Origin of the sequence: Bhargavaea cecembensis (assembly GCF_001619585.1) — a bacterium.
Lineage (GTDB): Bacteria > Bacillota > Bacilli > Bacillales_A > Planococcaceae > Bhargavaea > Bhargavaea cecembensis_A.
Window position 1 is genome coordinate 733464 of sequence record NZ_LQNT01000009.1, and the last position, 15746, is coordinate 749209.

General features: G+C 51.6%; 9 protein-coding genes. 3 read left to right on the top strand and 6 right to left on the bottom strand.

The features are described from left to right. Window positions 1-252: 252 nt before the first annotated feature. Together AV656_RS07265 and AV656_RS16675 are read right to left on the bottom strand one after the other, a co-directional pair. On the bottom strand, window positions 253-3468 hold the full coding sequence (locus AV656_RS07265) for a BTAD domain-containing putative transcriptional regulator (RefSeq protein WP_063180336.1): 3216 nt from the start codon (window positions 3466-3468) through the stop codon (window positions 253-255). A gap of 56 nt (window positions 3469-3524) precedes the next feature. After that, window positions 3525-3656: a hypothetical protein gene (locus AV656_RS16675; protein ID WP_269447381.1), complete on the bottom strand. Its 132-nt coding sequence runs from the start codon at window positions 3654-3656 to the stop codon at window positions 3525-3527. 187 nt (window positions 3657-3843) lie between these two features. On the opposite strand from AV656_RS16675, the gene ggt reads away from it, so the two are divergent. Further along, entirely contained in the window at window positions 3844-5586 is a 1743-nt protein-coding gene (gene ggt / locus AV656_RS07270; protein WP_063181304.1) for a gamma-glutamyltransferase, read from the top strand. Window positions 5587-5643: 57 nt separating this feature from the next. On the opposite strand, the gene AV656_RS07275 is transcribed toward ggt, so the two are convergent. Next, entirely contained in the window at window positions 5644-7035 is a 1392-nt protein-coding gene (locus AV656_RS07275; protein WP_063180339.1) for a YfcC family protein, read from the bottom strand. Between the two features lie 155 nt (window positions 7036-7190). Then, window positions 7191-8111, bottom strand: a complete 921-nt coding sequence (locus AV656_RS07280; RefSeq protein ID WP_063180342.1) for a patatin-like phospholipase family protein — start codon at window positions 8109-8111, stop codon at window positions 7191-7193. Window positions 8112-8252: 141 nt separating this feature from the next. On the opposite strand from AV656_RS07280, the gene AV656_RS07285 reads away from it, so the two are divergent. After that, window positions 8253-8729, top strand: a complete 477-nt coding sequence (locus AV656_RS07285; protein ID WP_063180345.1) for a GNAT family N-acetyltransferase — start codon at window positions 8253-8255, stop codon at window positions 8727-8729. 71 nt (window positions 8730-8800) lie between these two features. On the opposite strand, the gene AV656_RS07290 is transcribed toward AV656_RS07285, so the two are convergent. Beyond that, window positions 8801-11068, bottom strand: coding sequence for an SH3 domain-containing protein (locus AV656_RS07290; RefSeq protein WP_197462217.1), 2268 nt, complete (start codon window positions 11066-11068; stop codon window positions 8801-8803). A 334-nt stretch (window positions 11069-11402) separates the two neighbouring features. Here AV656_RS07290 and AV656_RS07295 point away from each other — a divergent pair, with 334 nt between their 5' ends. After that, the gene (locus tag AV656_RS07295) at window positions 11403-14081 is read left to right on the top strand and encodes a CDP-glycerol glycerophosphotransferase family protein (RefSeq protein ID WP_063180350.1); all 2679 of its coding nucleotides are present in this window, start codon (window positions 11403-11405) and stop codon (window positions 14079-14081) included. A gap of 87 nt (window positions 14082-14168) precedes the next feature. On the opposite strand, the gene AV656_RS07300 is transcribed toward AV656_RS07295, so the two are convergent. After that, entirely contained in the window at window positions 14169-15644 is a 1476-nt protein-coding gene (locus tag AV656_RS07300) for an Ig-like domain-containing protein (protein ID WP_063180361.1), read from the bottom strand. Between the last annotated feature and the right edge of the window lie 102 nt (window positions 15645-15746).

Consider the following 15746-nt stretch of genomic DNA (forward strand, 5'->3'; position numbering starts at 1 on the left):
ATTCACCCTTCCGGTTTCGTCATTCATGGGCTCAATTTCGTCATTCACACTTCCGATTTCGTCATTCACACTTCCGATTTCGTCATTCGCGGCCGGAATTTCAGCGAATGACGAAACTGCAAGAGTCACCCACGCACTACTAGGCCAAAATATAAATTCCATAGAAAGAGCCGTCACTCACATATTTGTGAGTGACGGCTCTTTCCAGCAATTTAATACTCCTCAGGCTTTCGATAGTCTCGTTGATGACCTTCAGCTTTCCTGTATAAATTCCTCTGCCGCCTCGGTTGCTTCAAGGACCATTTCGTACATTCGGATGGTCGATTCCATCGGTTCAATGCCGAGTTCACGGTCGAAGATGTCGCGGCACGTTTCGTACCATCGGATGGCCCGGAAGCGCCTTCCCAGCCGGTAGTTGGCGTAAATCAGCAGGCGATAGGCCTCTTCTCGCGTTTCGTCGGCTTCCAGAAGTTTTTCGGCCCATTTGATCACCTCATCATATTCCTCGAGCCGGGTGCATGTCTGCGCCATCCGTTCCATCACGTTCATCTGAAGACGGGCATGAGCTTCCCGTTCTGTGCGGATCCAGTCTGTCGCCGGTTTTTCCGCGAACAAGGTACCGCCGTACCGGTTTAGCGCTTTTTGCAGTTTTTCTTTGGCGTCTTCCGCCCGCCTCTCCCGGATGCCCGATTCTGCATATTTCCTGAACAGCTCGGCGTCCGTCACCAGCCTGCTTTCGGGGTTGAGCCGGTACATCGTCTTGCGGCGGCTGATGAAGAAAGGCTCCTCCCGCGCATTCCGTTCCGGTTCCAATACTTTCAGAAGGGCATTCAGCGCGACCTTAAAGTCCCGGTCCGCCGACTTCTCATCCGCTTCCGGCCAAAGCGCCTGGAGAAGTTCCTCCTTCGGGATATACCGGTCCCGGTTCAGGCACAGATAAGCCAGAAGTTCCTTCGATTTATCCCTTTTCCACTCCCTGTCCGGCACTTCCCTGCCATCCCTATAAAGGATGAATGGACCTGAGAGCCGGACAAACAGACTGTAGGCAGGGTACCTGACACCGGTCTCGGCCCCGATGATTTCCGCAAGCCGTACCGCACTCTCCGAAACTCCCGATTCCCGGGCATGGACAATCATCGCCCGGACGGCTTCCATTCCGATCGGAGCCATCAGCGTCCTGCTCCGGATGAAAAAGTCGTAGCCATGACCGGTCAGCAGACTTCCAAACTCCTCAAATGCCGGGAGGAACCGTACATCATCCCCGGCATGGTATGCCGCGTGCGCCAGCCAGAATGCCGTTGCCATCCTGCCGAACGAATCCCCGCTCCTCATAAACAGCGAACGGGCCTTTTCTGCCGCCTCCCGGGACTTTTCCCACGCTTCCATGCGGGCACGGATCACTGAGATGCCCGTTAGGATGACAGCCGAAAGCCACTGGTCATCGACCGATCCGGTTTCCGCAAGCCCCTTTTCTGCACAGGAAAGCGCCTCGTCAAACCGTCCTTCCGCAGCTCTGAGGATTGCCAGCCCCAGATAGGCTTCGGCTGTTCCGCGGGTGACGTTCAGCTCTTCCATGATTCCAATTGCATCGAGATACAGCCGCTCCGGGGTGCGGAGGTCGTACGGATCCTCCAAAAATTCTGCATGCCCTTTCCGGATCCGGGCCACCGCACCGACAAATGCCGACTGCCCGCCCCGTATTCCCTTGCCGGCGGCCTCCTTCGCCCGTGTCGCCTCTCCATTCAGTGAGTAGATGAAGGAAAGGAGCAGATCAGTTTCCCGGTGGGAGTCCGGAAGATGAATGGTATTGCCTGAGCGGCGCTCCAGAAGTTGGAGCGCTTCATCGAGAAGCCCCCGCCGGAGGAAAATCCGGACATCCAGATTCCCTTCCGACAGTACCTCTGCATCGAGCCGCGCTTCGGCCGCCCAGCGATCTGCTTCAGCCGCTCTGCCGAGGTTGACGAGGTTCTCCGCATATTGCCTCTTCAGCCGGGACATCACCTTCTGGTCCGTCCCTTCCCCGCTCTCTGCTTCCACGATGGCTTTGCGGAGATATGGTTCAGCACGGCCCGGTTGAATGGTGTCCAGATAAATATGCGCGATTCCCGCGTGGGCCCGGCTCACCATGAGACGGTCACCTTCTTGGTCAGCCAGCGCGGCGCAGCGCATATACGACTGCTTTGCCTTTTCGTAAAACGCGCGGTACCGGAAGCATTCCCCCTCATGGTAATAAAGGCCGTACCACGCCTCCTTCACCTGGCCGGGCAGGTTTTTTAGCCTGTCCAGCAGCCAATCGAATTTTCCTTCCTTCACCACTTCGTGGGCATGAGCGTCAAGAAAGCGCGCGAAGAAAATCGGATCTCCCGACTTTTCAGCATGGTTCAGCGCCTGTGTCGTTTCACCGCGATCCGCACAGAAATGGGCCGCTTTTTTCTGCAGTTCTTCAAACCTGCCCGGCCGGATATCATCCCATTTCTCCTCCAGGAACTGCTGGAACAGTGCGTGGAACCGATACGAACCGGAACCGAGCGGCTGGATGAAAACATGACGGCCTGACAGCTGTTCCAACTTCTCCGCCCGCGCCTTTCCGTAAAACGCCCGGACGAGTGAATCCGAAAATGCGGGGAAGATACTGAATTCCAGGAGAGCCTCCTGATCATCGGCCGGCATCCAATTGAAAACATCCTCGGACAGATAGGAAAACAGATCGGCCAGAGCCGGTTTCAGGACAGGCTCCTCCCGCTCCTGCCCGTCCCTGATCTGATCCGCCATGAGCCGGACGGCAATTGCCCACCCTTCCGTAAGCGTCAGGATTTGGTCCGCCACCGCTGCATCGAGCCTGCGACCGAAGTAATCTTCAAAATATACTTCGATCTCATCCCGCGAGAAACGGAATATCTCCTCTCCCACTTCGTAAAGACGTCCGGACAGCTTGAGCCTCGGCAGAACCGACCATTTTGGTTTCATCCGGGAGGCAACGACAATCCGGATCTGTGGAGGGAGAAACTCCAGCACTTTCTCCATGAAGAAGTCAATTTCAAACACATGGTCGACATGGTGGAAGTCATCGATGACGATAGCGAACGGTTCCCGGATCTTCATCAGCTCATTGACGAACGCTCCCGGAATGCCGGCCACAGCCCTGCCCGGCGCAGGCTCGTTGCCGCCAAATGCCGCTTCAGGGTCAAATGCCGGGTTGGCCAGCTGGATGCTTCGGAACAGATGCCGCAGGAAAGGAAGCAGATCATCGTCCTCGGCAGAGACCGTGTACCAGGAATACCGGATCGGATGGTCCGCAAAAAACCTGGCCAGCCCCGAGCTTTTCCCGTATCCCGCCCCGCTGTGGACAATCATCGTTTGCGCATCCAGTCCCCGCCGGAATGCGCGGTTCAGCCCGGCCCGCGGCATATAGGATGACGGTGGCACCGGAGCAAACAGCTTGGTCATGATCAGTTCCTGCTCCGACATTCCGCTCCTCCCCCTTTCGTCTTGGTCCCTTCATCGTACCACAAGAATTATTTGAATTAAATGACATCTTTACCGATTGACCAATGATGAGACAGCCCTTTAGAGGGAACCGCCTGAATCGGATGTCCCGAAATGTAAAGCTCTCCTTCTTTTTCTCTTGCCATTTTATTTCTTGTTCCTTGGTTCATTGTCCCCCTGCCGGCAGGGACGAAAGCTTCAGAAAGGCATACCGGCCGCATGACGGATGATTCAATTTTCTGATATCTAATTGCAGGTCCCTTCTCCCTTTTCTATAGTGGATGAGAACGACCAATTTTAGTTTAGGGGGAGGGGTTAGTAGTGCTGAAGAAGAAATGGCCGGCATTTGTTCTGGGGATGACCCTGATCGCCGGGAGTTTCCCGGTGACGGCCAGTGCAAAGCCGCAGGGGGAAATCGATTACGACAGCTTTCCGGAAGTCGCGGAAGCGAACGGCGGGATGGTGGCGACCGCCCACCCGCTGGCAACCGAGATCGGCCGGGATGTACTGAAAAAGGGCGGTAACGCGATTGATGCCGCAGTGGCCATCCAATTCGCATTGAATGTCACCGAGCCAATGATGTCCGGCATCGGGGGCGGCGGATTCATGATGGTCCATGACGGGGCGACCGGCGATACGACAATCGTGAACAGCCGCGAACGTGCGCCGGGCGGTGCAACACCGGATATGTTCCTGGATGAGAACGGTAAGCCGGTCCCGTTTTCCGAACGGGTGATGCACGGAACATCCGTCGGTGTGCCGGGCACGCTGAAAGGTCTTGAGGAAGCACTTGACCGGTGGGGTTCCCGTCCGCTTGAGACGCTGATCGGTCCGGCAATCAAACTCGCCGATCACGGCTTCGCAATCGATCCGGTCCTGGCAGATGCAATCGAGGACAATGAAGAGAAACTGAAGCGCTCCGCAGCACAGGAAGTGTTCTTCGATGAAAACGGCGAACCGCTTGGTGAGGGTGAACTGCTCGTGCAGGATGACCTCGCCAACACACTGAAAATCATCCGCGCCAAGGGAACGGATGCCTTCTATGAAGGGCCGATTGCCGATGCCATCGCCGAAACCGTGCAGGAATTCGGTGGCTCGATGACACGGGATGACCTCGCCCGATACGACGTAACGATCGATGAGCCGATTTGGGGCAAGTACAAAGGCTACGACATCGCCAGCATGCCGCCGCCAAGCTCCGGCGGGGTGTTCCTGCTCCAGATGCTCGGCATCCTGGATGGCTTTGACCTTTCTCAGTATGACGTGAAGGCTTGGGAGAAGTACCACCTCCTTGCTGAGACGATGCACCTGGCCTATGCCGACCGGGCAGTTTATGCCGGTGATCCGGAGTTCGTGGATGTTCCGGTGAACGGCCTGCTGGACCCCCGCTATATTGAAGAGCGGCGTGCACTGATCTCATTGGATAAGGTGAATCAGTCACCTGCTGCAGGCGACCCTTGGAAATATGAAACCGGCGGCACGGCGACCGCTGCAGTCTCCCAGCCGGAGAACACACAATACGGCGAGACGACCCACTTTACCGTCGCAGACAAGTACGGCAATGTTGTTTCTTACACGACAACAATCGAGCAGCTTTTCGGCTCGGGAATCATGGTGCCGGGCTACGGCATCGTCCTGAACAACGAACTCACCGACTTTGATGCGGTTCCGGGCGGAGCCAACGAAGTCCAGCCGTACAAGCGCCCGCTCAGCTCGATGACCCCGACAATCGTCTACGAGGACGGCAAACCGGTCCTCACCGTCGGCTCGCCGGGCGGCCCGACCATCATCACTTCGGTGCTCCAGACAATTCTGTATGCCATCGAGTATGACATGGACCTGAAAACGGCCGTCGAGGAGCCGCGCATCTACACGAACAGCCTCACTTCGTACCGCTATGAAGATGGCGTCCCTGCGGATGTACGGGCTCATCTCAACGGCATGGGCCACCGATTCGGACAAGCTCCGGTCACAATCGGCAATGTCCAGAGCATCCAGATCGACCATGAGACTGGCAGCTTCCTCGGCGTCGCGGACTCCAGCCGCAGCGGATCCGCCGCAGGGATTGAGCTAAAAGGGAAAAAGAAAGGCCAGCACTAAAAGATAAAGCCGGACCGCCTGATGAGGCGGTCCGGCTTTGATGTTCTTTCCTGCTATTCAGATTGGCCCCCAGTTCATGAGGACAGCTCCACTGAGCATGACAACGGCAATCAGAACCCAGATGCCGAACAGCGGTAACATCCATTTAAACCACTTGACCCAGGCGACACCCGCGACAGCCAGACTGGCCATGAGCGGTCCGGAAGTCGGGAAGATACTGTTGGTAAACCCATCTCCGAACTGAAATGCCTGGACCGCGACCTGGCGGGTGATGCCCAGCATGTCGGCAAGCGGTGTCAGGATCGGCATGGCAATCATGGCCTGTCCGCTTCCGGAGGGCACGAGGAAATTCAGGGCCCCATTCGCTGCGAACATCCCGAGCGCGGCCATGACCGGAGGCAGTGTTTCCAGCGGAACCGACAGTGCATGGACAAGGGTGTCCAGTATGTATGCATTCTCCATGACGATCAGGATCGCCCTGGCCACCCCGATGATCAGGGCACCGTACACAAGGTTTTTGCAGCCTTCCATAAATGCCATGGTCAACTGATTATAGTTCATCCCGGCAATGATTCCTGAAACCAGTCCGATGAAGATAAAGAATGCGGCCATATGATTGATCGTCCAGCCCATCTTGATCGTCGCAAAGACGAAGAACGCCATCGCGACTCCTGCGAACGACAGGATCAATTTATGTCTAGATGTGAAAGGTGCATCCAATGCCCCATCCTGCTTCTGATCCTCCAGGACGCCGATCAGGCTTTTCGACGGGTCATCCAAAACGCGTTTTGCATACCGCCATGTATACCAGATTGTCACCCCGACGATCAGGACAAATGCCACGATCCTCAACCCCATCCCCGAAAACAGCGGGACATCGGCAATCGTCTGTGCCACCCCGACTGTATAGGGGTTCAGGAAGCCGACGTTGAATCCGGCGAACGTCGCACCGAACGTGATTGCAACGGCGACCAGCGCATCCAGCTTCAGAGCGCGTGCGATAATCAGTCCGATTGCGACAAACGGAATGACCGAGTTTGCGACTGCGCCGACTGCCCCGCCAAGTGCGAACAAGATGGAAATGATGGCAATGAGCCAGAACTCCTTCCCTCTCGTCACGTTGACCGCGCGTAGGATTCCTCCTCGGATGGCTCCGCTCCGTTCAATGACTTCAAAGGCCCCGCCCGCAAACAGCACCAGGAAGATCAGGTCACCCGACTCGACCATCCCCTGCTGCAGGGCCAGGAAAAGATCCATAAAGCCCGCAGGGTTCCCTTCCGTCTGGCTGTAAGTTCCCGAAACGACCCGCTCAACGCCTTCCACAGTCTCCCGCTCGAATGAACCGGCCGGTACGATATAAGTCAAAACCACTGCCAACAATAAAACTGCGAACAGAATTACATATGTATCAGGCATTTCCCAACGTTTTTTCTTATTACCCTCTTCCATTTCCCCTTTTGTCTCCTCTCCGATGTTAACAAATGAATATTTATGAGTATAAACTTATTCCTTATTCATTTCAAACTAGTTTCTAAATTTGTGCTTCAAAACGAATAAGCCGTTCCGCATGGTGGTTGCGGTCCGGCTTTGTTGGATATGTTCTTTTACACCACCCGTATGGACGCCCTGCCCGGACCGGATGTCTGACGCCAGGTTTTGAGAAACAGCCGTGTCCTGTCCCTTCCCCGTTCCATCAGAATCTCCATCTGTTCACGGTCCATGTCAAAGTCGGTCGCCTTCACATCGTCCATCGGGATGAATACGACATCACGCGCAAGTTCCTTCGAGATGTACCGCTCATCATGCGCGTTTTTCATCGTCGAGAAGAGCGCTTCAAACAGGTCAAGGGAATTATGAATCTGATGCGGCCGCCGCTCCTCCTGACTGCGGCTCAGTTTCAATCCGATGACCGGACGTTCACGCTTTCCTTTTTCATCGTCAAAAATCCACATCGGGAAGTTGCTCAGAACTCCGCCGTCGACGACAATCGCCTCGCCGCCGGAAGTAAACAGCCTGACCGGCTCGAAAAAGTACGGAATCCCGCAGCTCATCCGCAACGCACGGCCAATAGGAAACGTCTCTGCCGGTATCCCATACTTCTCCAGATCGTCCGGCAGCACGAGCATCTTGCCATTTGTCAGATCCGAGGCAACCAGCTTCAGCCTGCCCGGTTCCAGGTCACCGAACGTATACACCTGCTTCTCAAGGAGCTTCTCCGTGAACCAATCCTCAAGCGCCTTCCCCTGGTAAAGCCCCATACGCCAGTACAGATTCAGCCACTTCATCAAACGCGTCGGCACAAGCGAAGCCCGTTTATCAAGCAGTTCACTGAAATCCTGTTCGGCAAGCAGCTCCGCGATTTCACGTGATGTAAATCCGGCCGCAATGAACGCGGCAAGGATTGATCCCGCGCTCGTACCTGCAATTCTCCGGAACGTCAGACCTTGCTTCTCAAGCTCCTCATATGCGCCAACCAGCGCGAGCCCCTTTAGCCCGCCTCCCGAGAACACGCCATCCACCCTCACTTCTCCCGCCCCTTTCCCGGAAGTCTTTCTTATAAGGTAAGTATGCGGAGGCGGGATTAGAACTGAACCGGAAACCGCCTTGCATGTTGGCGAAGAAGGAGATAGATTGGAAACACGACGAGGAAAATGAGGGATGAACCAATGAATATCCGCGAAATCAAAGAAAAGGACAACCCGGCCATTGAGCAGATCATCAAGCGCTCGCTCGAGTCATTCAAGCTGGATATACCCGGCACCGCCTACTTCGATCCTCAACTGAGCAGTTTGTCGGATTATTACCGGCAGTTGCCGAATGCGAAGTACTGGGTAGTTGCAGATGAACGGGATGAAGTCGTGGGCGGCGTCGGAATCGCACCGTTTGAGAATCATGATGGCGTCTGTGAGCTGCAGAAACTATATGTTAAACCGGAAGCACAGGGACTGGGATTGTCTAAACAACTGATGGAGGCTGCACTCAGCTTTGCCAAGGAACATTATGCGAACTGCTACCTGGAAACGATGGCAAAACTCAGGGTGGCCAACCGGCTCTATGAACGGCTCGGCTTCCGGAAGCTGGACAGGCCGCTGGACGGATCCGAGCACGGAACGATGGATACCTGGTATATAAAAGAGCTTTAAACACAGCAAAGAGGCTGCGCAGGAATGATCCTGTGCAGCCTCTTTTGGGTTTACGACTCCCCATTTAAAATTTACTTAATGACCTTCACATATGAAGTGCCTTGCGGTCCGCCGCTAACCCATGCCAACTTGCCGTTGTAATACACCTGATACCATTCATTGCTACGGATCATTGCGCCTCCCTCTTCAAGGGCGACAGCGATCTGGGTACCGGCTGCAAATTGACCGATTCTCGGCTGTGCCGTATTTGAATCCGGTCGGACGTTCAAGGTCACCGTTGCTTCAATCAGATTGAGAAGCTCGACGTAATCAGAGGTCATCCATCCCGTGTCGGAACCTGCCTTCACTTTGTACCAGCCGCCGGTTGTTTCAAGAACGCTGACGCGTGTGCCCGCACTGACGGTCCGGATCACACTGGCAGACCCTTTTTCAGTGCTTGGCTCCGTCCTGATATTCACATTGGCTGTTGTCTTTCCTTCGGTGTTTGCAGGGAAAGCTGATGACTTCACTGTCAATTCTTTCGGATCACCGGGGCGTGTTGAGTCGCCAGGCTGATTTTGATATTTAGGGATTTCAAACTCAAGGATGAAATTACTCATCTCCTGATAGATTTGAGCGATTTTGTTGGCCTGGATTTCAGCCCATCTGACATGGGTTGCATACTGGTGCGTCGCCGGTGCATCAGGATTCCAACGCATTTTATAGAGTGTATCCTGTCCCCTGGCAATGTAATTCACACCGACTTGTTGCGCTCCGCCTATAATTGCAGCGGATGGGGTAAACCAATTTTGGTCAAATGCGTATTTCGCTCCGCAATCAATTGGGCATTCATCCCTCGCACCATAGCCGTACATATTATAAACTTTACCAATCGTCGCTGCAGTTTCAGTAATCTTACCGGCCGCATCCCTCGTAATATTCCCTTTGTTGTCTACCGGGATCCCGTTGGCCAGCACAGAGGTGCCGTTTCCGGTCTCGTGAAGAGTATGGGCAATCAGATAGGCTTCGTTTAGGCCGGCGGATATGCTGGCATCTACGAACGCCTGTCCTTCCCCTTCCAGAATCCCCTTACCCGAAAGCAGCTTTGCATTGATTTCTCTTGCGCTCAGACCGGCAGGAGACTTCAGGTTGAGGAATTGATAGTAGGCAGCGGTGCCTGCCGGGAAGTTGGAAGGGTTCGAATAATAGGCAACTTGTTCACGCGTAGCCGGAACTTTTCCGGCACCGTCACTCTTCGGGTCCACCTTCACTTGTTTATCCACAAAACTATCGAACGTGTATGAGTAAGATTTTGTTTTCACCACGTCCTTTGTCGTGATCTGTTCAGCGCGAATGAAGCCGCTATAGGTCCTTCCATTCAGGTTGACAGTTGCCTGGAACCAGTTTTTCGTATATGTCTTCAACTTAACAGGATAGCCTTTGGGCACCGTCACCATTACACTGGATTTGTCAGAAGCGAGCTTATATAATCTGGAGTCGCTGAGGGTTCGGCCGTCCGCACTCTGTGTGTGGTCCAGCAACTGTTCCGTCTGATCCGTCTTAATATAACCGGTTCTCGCACGGCCATCCACGTATACAGTCGCCTGATACCAGCCGCTAGTGAACGTACGGTAAGTGAGTTTTTTTCCTGCAGGATAAGTCTTTAATGGGGTCGTAGAAGTTGATGCCTTCGGATAGACTCCCGTCGGGCTGGCTGTTCCGATTCCGGAAAGCGTCACTTGATCCTTCACGGCATTCTCAACGTCACTGATATGTATGAAGCCCCTTCTTTTAACGCCTCCCACATATACATACGCCTCATGCCAGTTTGGAGAAAACGTATCATAGACGAGGATGGAACCCTCAGAATACGATTTCCAGACAGAACCCCGGGAACCATATCGGTAGACATTCGTCGGTCCCTTAAGGGCGACACCTTTCATCCGTTCCTGAGTCTCGAATGCTGTTTCGACATCATCCTTATGGATATACCCTTTCCGCTGTTTGCCATTCAGCCATACAGTAGCCTCATACCAATTGGCGGAGAAAGTACGATAAAGCAAGACTCGGCCCTGCCCGTAAGATTTCAGGGTTGAACTGCCCCGATAGGCGGAAGAATAGACACGGGTAGGATCTGCGACCGAAAGTCCTTTAAGTGCTGATTGTTCATTTGTAATTTCTTCAACATCCGCAGAGTGAATATACCCCGCCCGTGCTTTCCCGCCAACATAGACTGTTGCTTTGTGCCAACCGGTTGCAGACGGTTCATAGATGAGGACGCGCCCGGCGGAATAAGACTTCCAGATCGAAGATTCCCTTGATGTATCCGAGTACACATTCGTGGGATTTTTGAGTGCCACCCCGCGTACATTCCCGGAAGCTGCAACCTCGTCAGCCGGCATCATCATCGGCAAGATTAAAACTAAACATAAAAACATAAGAAGCCACGACCGTCGGCCGGATGGATACCCGGGCTGAACCGCATAATCCATATGAAACTAGTAACCTCCTTTATCGTGATTAACAAGAATAGTATCACACGAAAAGAAGAAAAAACTAAATTTCTGAAAATTTGTTTTTATGACCTATACAACTCACGGTCCCAGTTTGACAATTCTTTTAGTGAACCCTGATATGTTATGATATTCCTCATAAAACATTGATTTAAATCAAACCAATATAGGAGAAATAAATATGTCACCCATCCGAAAAAGAATACGAAAACAGCTAAGGAACATCAAGAAACGTTTTGTCAAAAAAGTTACTGTATCGGACGTTAAACAAAAAGGAGACGGGCTCGTTTTCCATCTTGATTTGAAAAACTTCTGGACACCTTTAAAAAACATCTCTGTGACAGTAACGGAAGGTGAGCTGGAGAAGCCGGTTCCATATAAGCTGATCGACAAGCATCACCTCACCATTCATGTGCCCGAGTCCGCCCTCCAGGAACTCGACAACCGGTTAAAGGTGCAGCTATTTATCAATGGGCAGCGAATGTGGATCACCGTCTCAGACGATTTCTCGATGAATGCCGCTTCCGGTATTCTGCTGGGCGGAAAATACATCATCACCCGAGTAGACCGTTCAATCCTGCTTTACAGGAAATTCGCCGAGCTGGAATTCCATGCCGAACCCCTTTCTGTGACAGAACAGTCCTCCGGTTACAGCCGGCTTGTCCTGCAAAGCAGCAAGCCCCTATCTTCGCGCTTACCGGACAATTCCATTGAATTATACGCATTCCAGAATCATAAGCTCAGGATTCTTGATTGCCGCCTGATCGGTGATGATTGCATTGAAATCAATGACTTTACCGCCCTCTCACTTGGAACGTGGAGATTGTTTATACAATGGGACGGTCGGCTTCAGCCGCTTGAGACAGATGGTACCAAGCAGGCAAAGCTTGAATCGTTCAACCATGCGATCACCCTCATGAATCAGAACGGCTATGCCTGTTTATCCATGTCCGCCCATTCATTTAAGCCAGATACGATTCTGTTCAAGCAGGACGAAGAGTCCATCCACATCAATATCTCAGCTGACCAAACGGAGGATGGCCTGATCCTGCAAATGGAAGATACACTTACACAAGAAACTTCGGCCTATCCATTAAGAAAGAACAGTGATCAAAACTTTGCAGTTCTTCCTATAAAAGAGCTTGCGGACAACTTCTCCATCAAGCGCTTTTTTGTAGTATCCGACGGAGAGAAGCCCGTCAAAAAACAGTTCATCCTGGATCCCAAAATACTGGCCGGTGAATTTAGTTTTGAGCATATTATTGATTCACAGCTAATTCGTTTCAGATTCTACGTCCGGAAAGATGGATCTCTGGGGTTGAGGGTCAAGCGTCCCGGAATCCGAAAGCAGATTACGTCAATCTCGGATTTCAAGTTATCCGGATATGTCGGCAACTTGTCTGAATTCGTCAACTGCAGGGCCAATCTTCTATTTGAGGAACGGGAGTCACTTGAATCGACGCGGGTACCGGTTGAGGGTACTTTTGATATTGATCTCAAGAAATTGGATCTCACGTCTCTGAAAAGCAAGGATAAGACCATCATCGACCTGTACATTGAAATCACGGACATTGACGGACACACAGTCCGAAAAGAGAAAATCCGTTACAGCGGTTCCGACTACCATAAAGACAATTATTACGATTCCCACGTTGTTCAGGATTCTGAAGGAAACCTGCACTATTACCTGATTACGACGACACCATTCAACAACACAAAAATTGAGACATTCGCCGTCCCTTCTCACATTGAGCTGAAAGATGAAGGTGCAGTGAAGGACCGGCATATATGGCTGATCGGTGAGCGCTATGACACTGCACAGGACAACGGGATCGTCCTGTATCAATGGCTTCGGGACAATACAGATATTGAGGCGTACTATGTCATTGAAAAGGATTCAAAGGACTATAAGAACGTCTCTGACGATCCGCATGTTCTGGAGTTCGGTTCACAGGAACATTACGACATTTCTCTAAAGGCCGGAGTCCTGCTCGGAACCCATGACCTGGAGAATATTCTGCCGTTTAAAACAGCCAGGGGATTCTTCCATTACGAGGATACGTACAAAGTATTTCTCCAGCATGGTGTCCTGGGCCGTAAGAACGTCGAGTATCATAAGAAGTTTTATGATGTTCCATTCGATTTGTTTATCGTGAGCAGTGACGAGGAGAAGGAAGAGATTGTCATGGAGGAAATGGGATATGAATCTGACGAGGTAGCAGTCACCGGCCTTGCCCGATTTGATCGCCTCATACAGAACGAGCCGCCAAAGGACATTCTCCTCATGCCGACATGGCGTGACTGGATCAATACCGACCAGCAATTCCTCGAGAGCGAATACTTCAGTACGTACGTCAATCTCATCAACAACCAGGAGTTGAATAACCTCCTCCGTGAACATAACGTCCGGCTCAACTTCTATCCACATTACCGGGCGCAGGATTTCTTCGAGAGGAATATTGACCTCGAAGACAGCCAAGTGAACTTCATCCCCTTCGGTTCCCGGAAGGTGCAGGACCTGCTTATCGAACATGCTTTGCTCATCACTGACTACAGCACAGTGAGTTTTGATTTTATCAAGATGAAAAAACCGGTAATCCACTATCATTTCGATGTCGAACGCTTTTTCCGGAGAGGGATTCTTCGCCCGGTTGAAGACACCTTCATTGGCCGGATCGCCCAATCTGAACAGGAGATTGTCGATCTGATTAAGGATCGGGTTCTCCACGATTTCGAGAACTATGAGGTGGATATCACGGGTGTAATTAAATATCCTGACTACCGGAACTGTGAACGGATCTATCAGGCTGTACTTAAGGGCCTGGAACAGAAACCAGCCACTGCTATCCAACAATATTAATAAACCAAAACCCGAACCATGGACTGTTAAACAGTCCCGGTTCGGGTTTTTTGTGTTGATATTCAGTCAAAACGAAGAAGACTTAAATCATTTAACCTTCTTGGTAACAGTCTTTGTGTTTTTCGCTTTATCTGAAGCTGATATCGTTATAGTTGTGTTTTTCTTTTGAGCCTTAATTTTAATTGTAAACTCACCCTTGCTATTCGCGGTTCCGGAGCCCAACGATTTCTTGCCGACCTTCACCGTTACCTTTGCTCCTGCTTCCGTTTTTCCGGAAACCGATTTGCTGTTGGAATAGATGTCTTTCACGCTCAAAGACGGGGCAGTTTTATCCAATACTGTCACAGAAGTGGCTTTGCTGACATTGCCTGCAGAGTCCTTTGCGGTAAAGGTTAACTTCGTACCTGCTTTGACAGGTTTAATGCTGAGCTTAAAATTCCCTGACTTGTCGGCCTTAGGTGTGCCCAGGGTCGTTTTGCCGTTTTTGACAGTGACCGTGGCATTGGCTTCCGTCTTGCCCGATACGGATTTATCATTGTCATCGACAGCATTGACCTTCGGAGCCGCCGGAGCCGTTTTATCTGCTACTGTGACGGTCGTCGGTTTGCTTTCATAGCCATCCTGATCGGTCGCCGTTGCCTTTATTTTTGTACCGGCTTTTATTGGCTTGATGTTGATCTTGAAGTTACCCTTACTATCCACTTTTTGAGACCCCAGCGTTGTTTTTCCGTTATAAATTTTGACGGTGGAACCTTTTTCCGATTTACCCGTGATCACTTTGTCATTGTCATCAATGGCATCGACCTTAGGGGCATCGATAACATCCAACATCCCGGCCATCATAAAGTAGTACTCTCCCCAGCGCTCCCCGTAATAGTCGAAAGCAAGTATATAATAATCGCCTTTCTTCACGGGGACAGCCTGATAGGAGAGACCATCCTCATATGCATAAAACTCCGGTTCAATGAAATTATAGTTGCTGTCGACAACCCCATAAATCAACTCATTGACGGGAAACTCAAACTCATCGGTCATCCCCAGAACGAGCAGGTACTCCTCAGCAGTGGTCACTTTTACCTTGTATATATCAATGTCTAAGTAGTCCATATTCGCAACCATTAATGATAATAGCGGAAGGTTGTCTGCCAAGTAAAAGTCATCATTGGGTTCGACTTCGTAGTAGACATCATCTTCGGCGGCCTTTTCAATTACGGGACGGCCAGATTCCTGGCTAAATCGGCCTTTGGTGTTGAATTGGTTTAGATTAAATGGCTTTAAATTGATCTTATCCAGCAACTCCTGGTTGGGGTCCACTTCTCCCGGCAACTTAATCTTTTCTTTTAGATCCTGTGGTGCATCCGCATACACACTTCCCCCAAACATACTCGTCATCAATAACGCGGCTGCCATGACACTGACCATTCTCTTCCTCACCATTTCAACTCCCTCTCCAATTTGGTTGCTTGCAATGTAAACAATTACATTCCCTTCATGGGAAATCCTCCCCAGACTTAAACTATATTTCTGGTCCTTTGTTATCATGCCATGCTGTTGTAAAAACAAAAAAATCCCCCCTTCCAAAGACATCGGGTCTTTGGAAGAGGGGGTTAATGCAACAAAATCGGACTGAAGTCAGGAAAAATGTCACAGTTCGACGTTTGCGCC

What these genes read in the sequence shown, in the direction of transcription:
- AV656_RS07265 (WP_063180336.1), bottom strand. Translation starts at nt 3,468, where the DNA reads ATGTCGGAGCAGGAACTGATCATGACCAAGCTGTTTGCTCCGGTGCCA.
- AV656_RS16675 (WP_269447381.1), bottom strand. Translation starts at nt 3,656, where the DNA reads ATGAACCAAGGAACAAGAAATAAAATGGCAAGAGAAAAAGAAGGAGAG.
- AV656_RS07285 (WP_063180345.1), top strand. Translation starts at nt 8,253, where the DNA reads ATGAATATCCGCGAAATCAAAGAAAAGGACAACCCGGCCATTGAGCAG.
- AV656_RS07275 (WP_063180339.1), bottom strand. Translation starts at nt 7,035, where the DNA reads ATGGAAGAGGGTAATAAGAAAAAACGTTGGGAAATGCCTGATACATAT.
- ggt (WP_063181304.1), top strand. Translation starts at nt 3,844, where the DNA reads ATGACCCTGATCGCCGGGAGTTTCCCGGTGACGGCCAGTGCAAAGCCG.
- AV656_RS07295 (WP_063180350.1), top strand. Translation starts at nt 11,403, where the DNA reads ATGTCACCCATCCGAAAAAGAATACGAAAACAGCTAAGGAACATCAAG.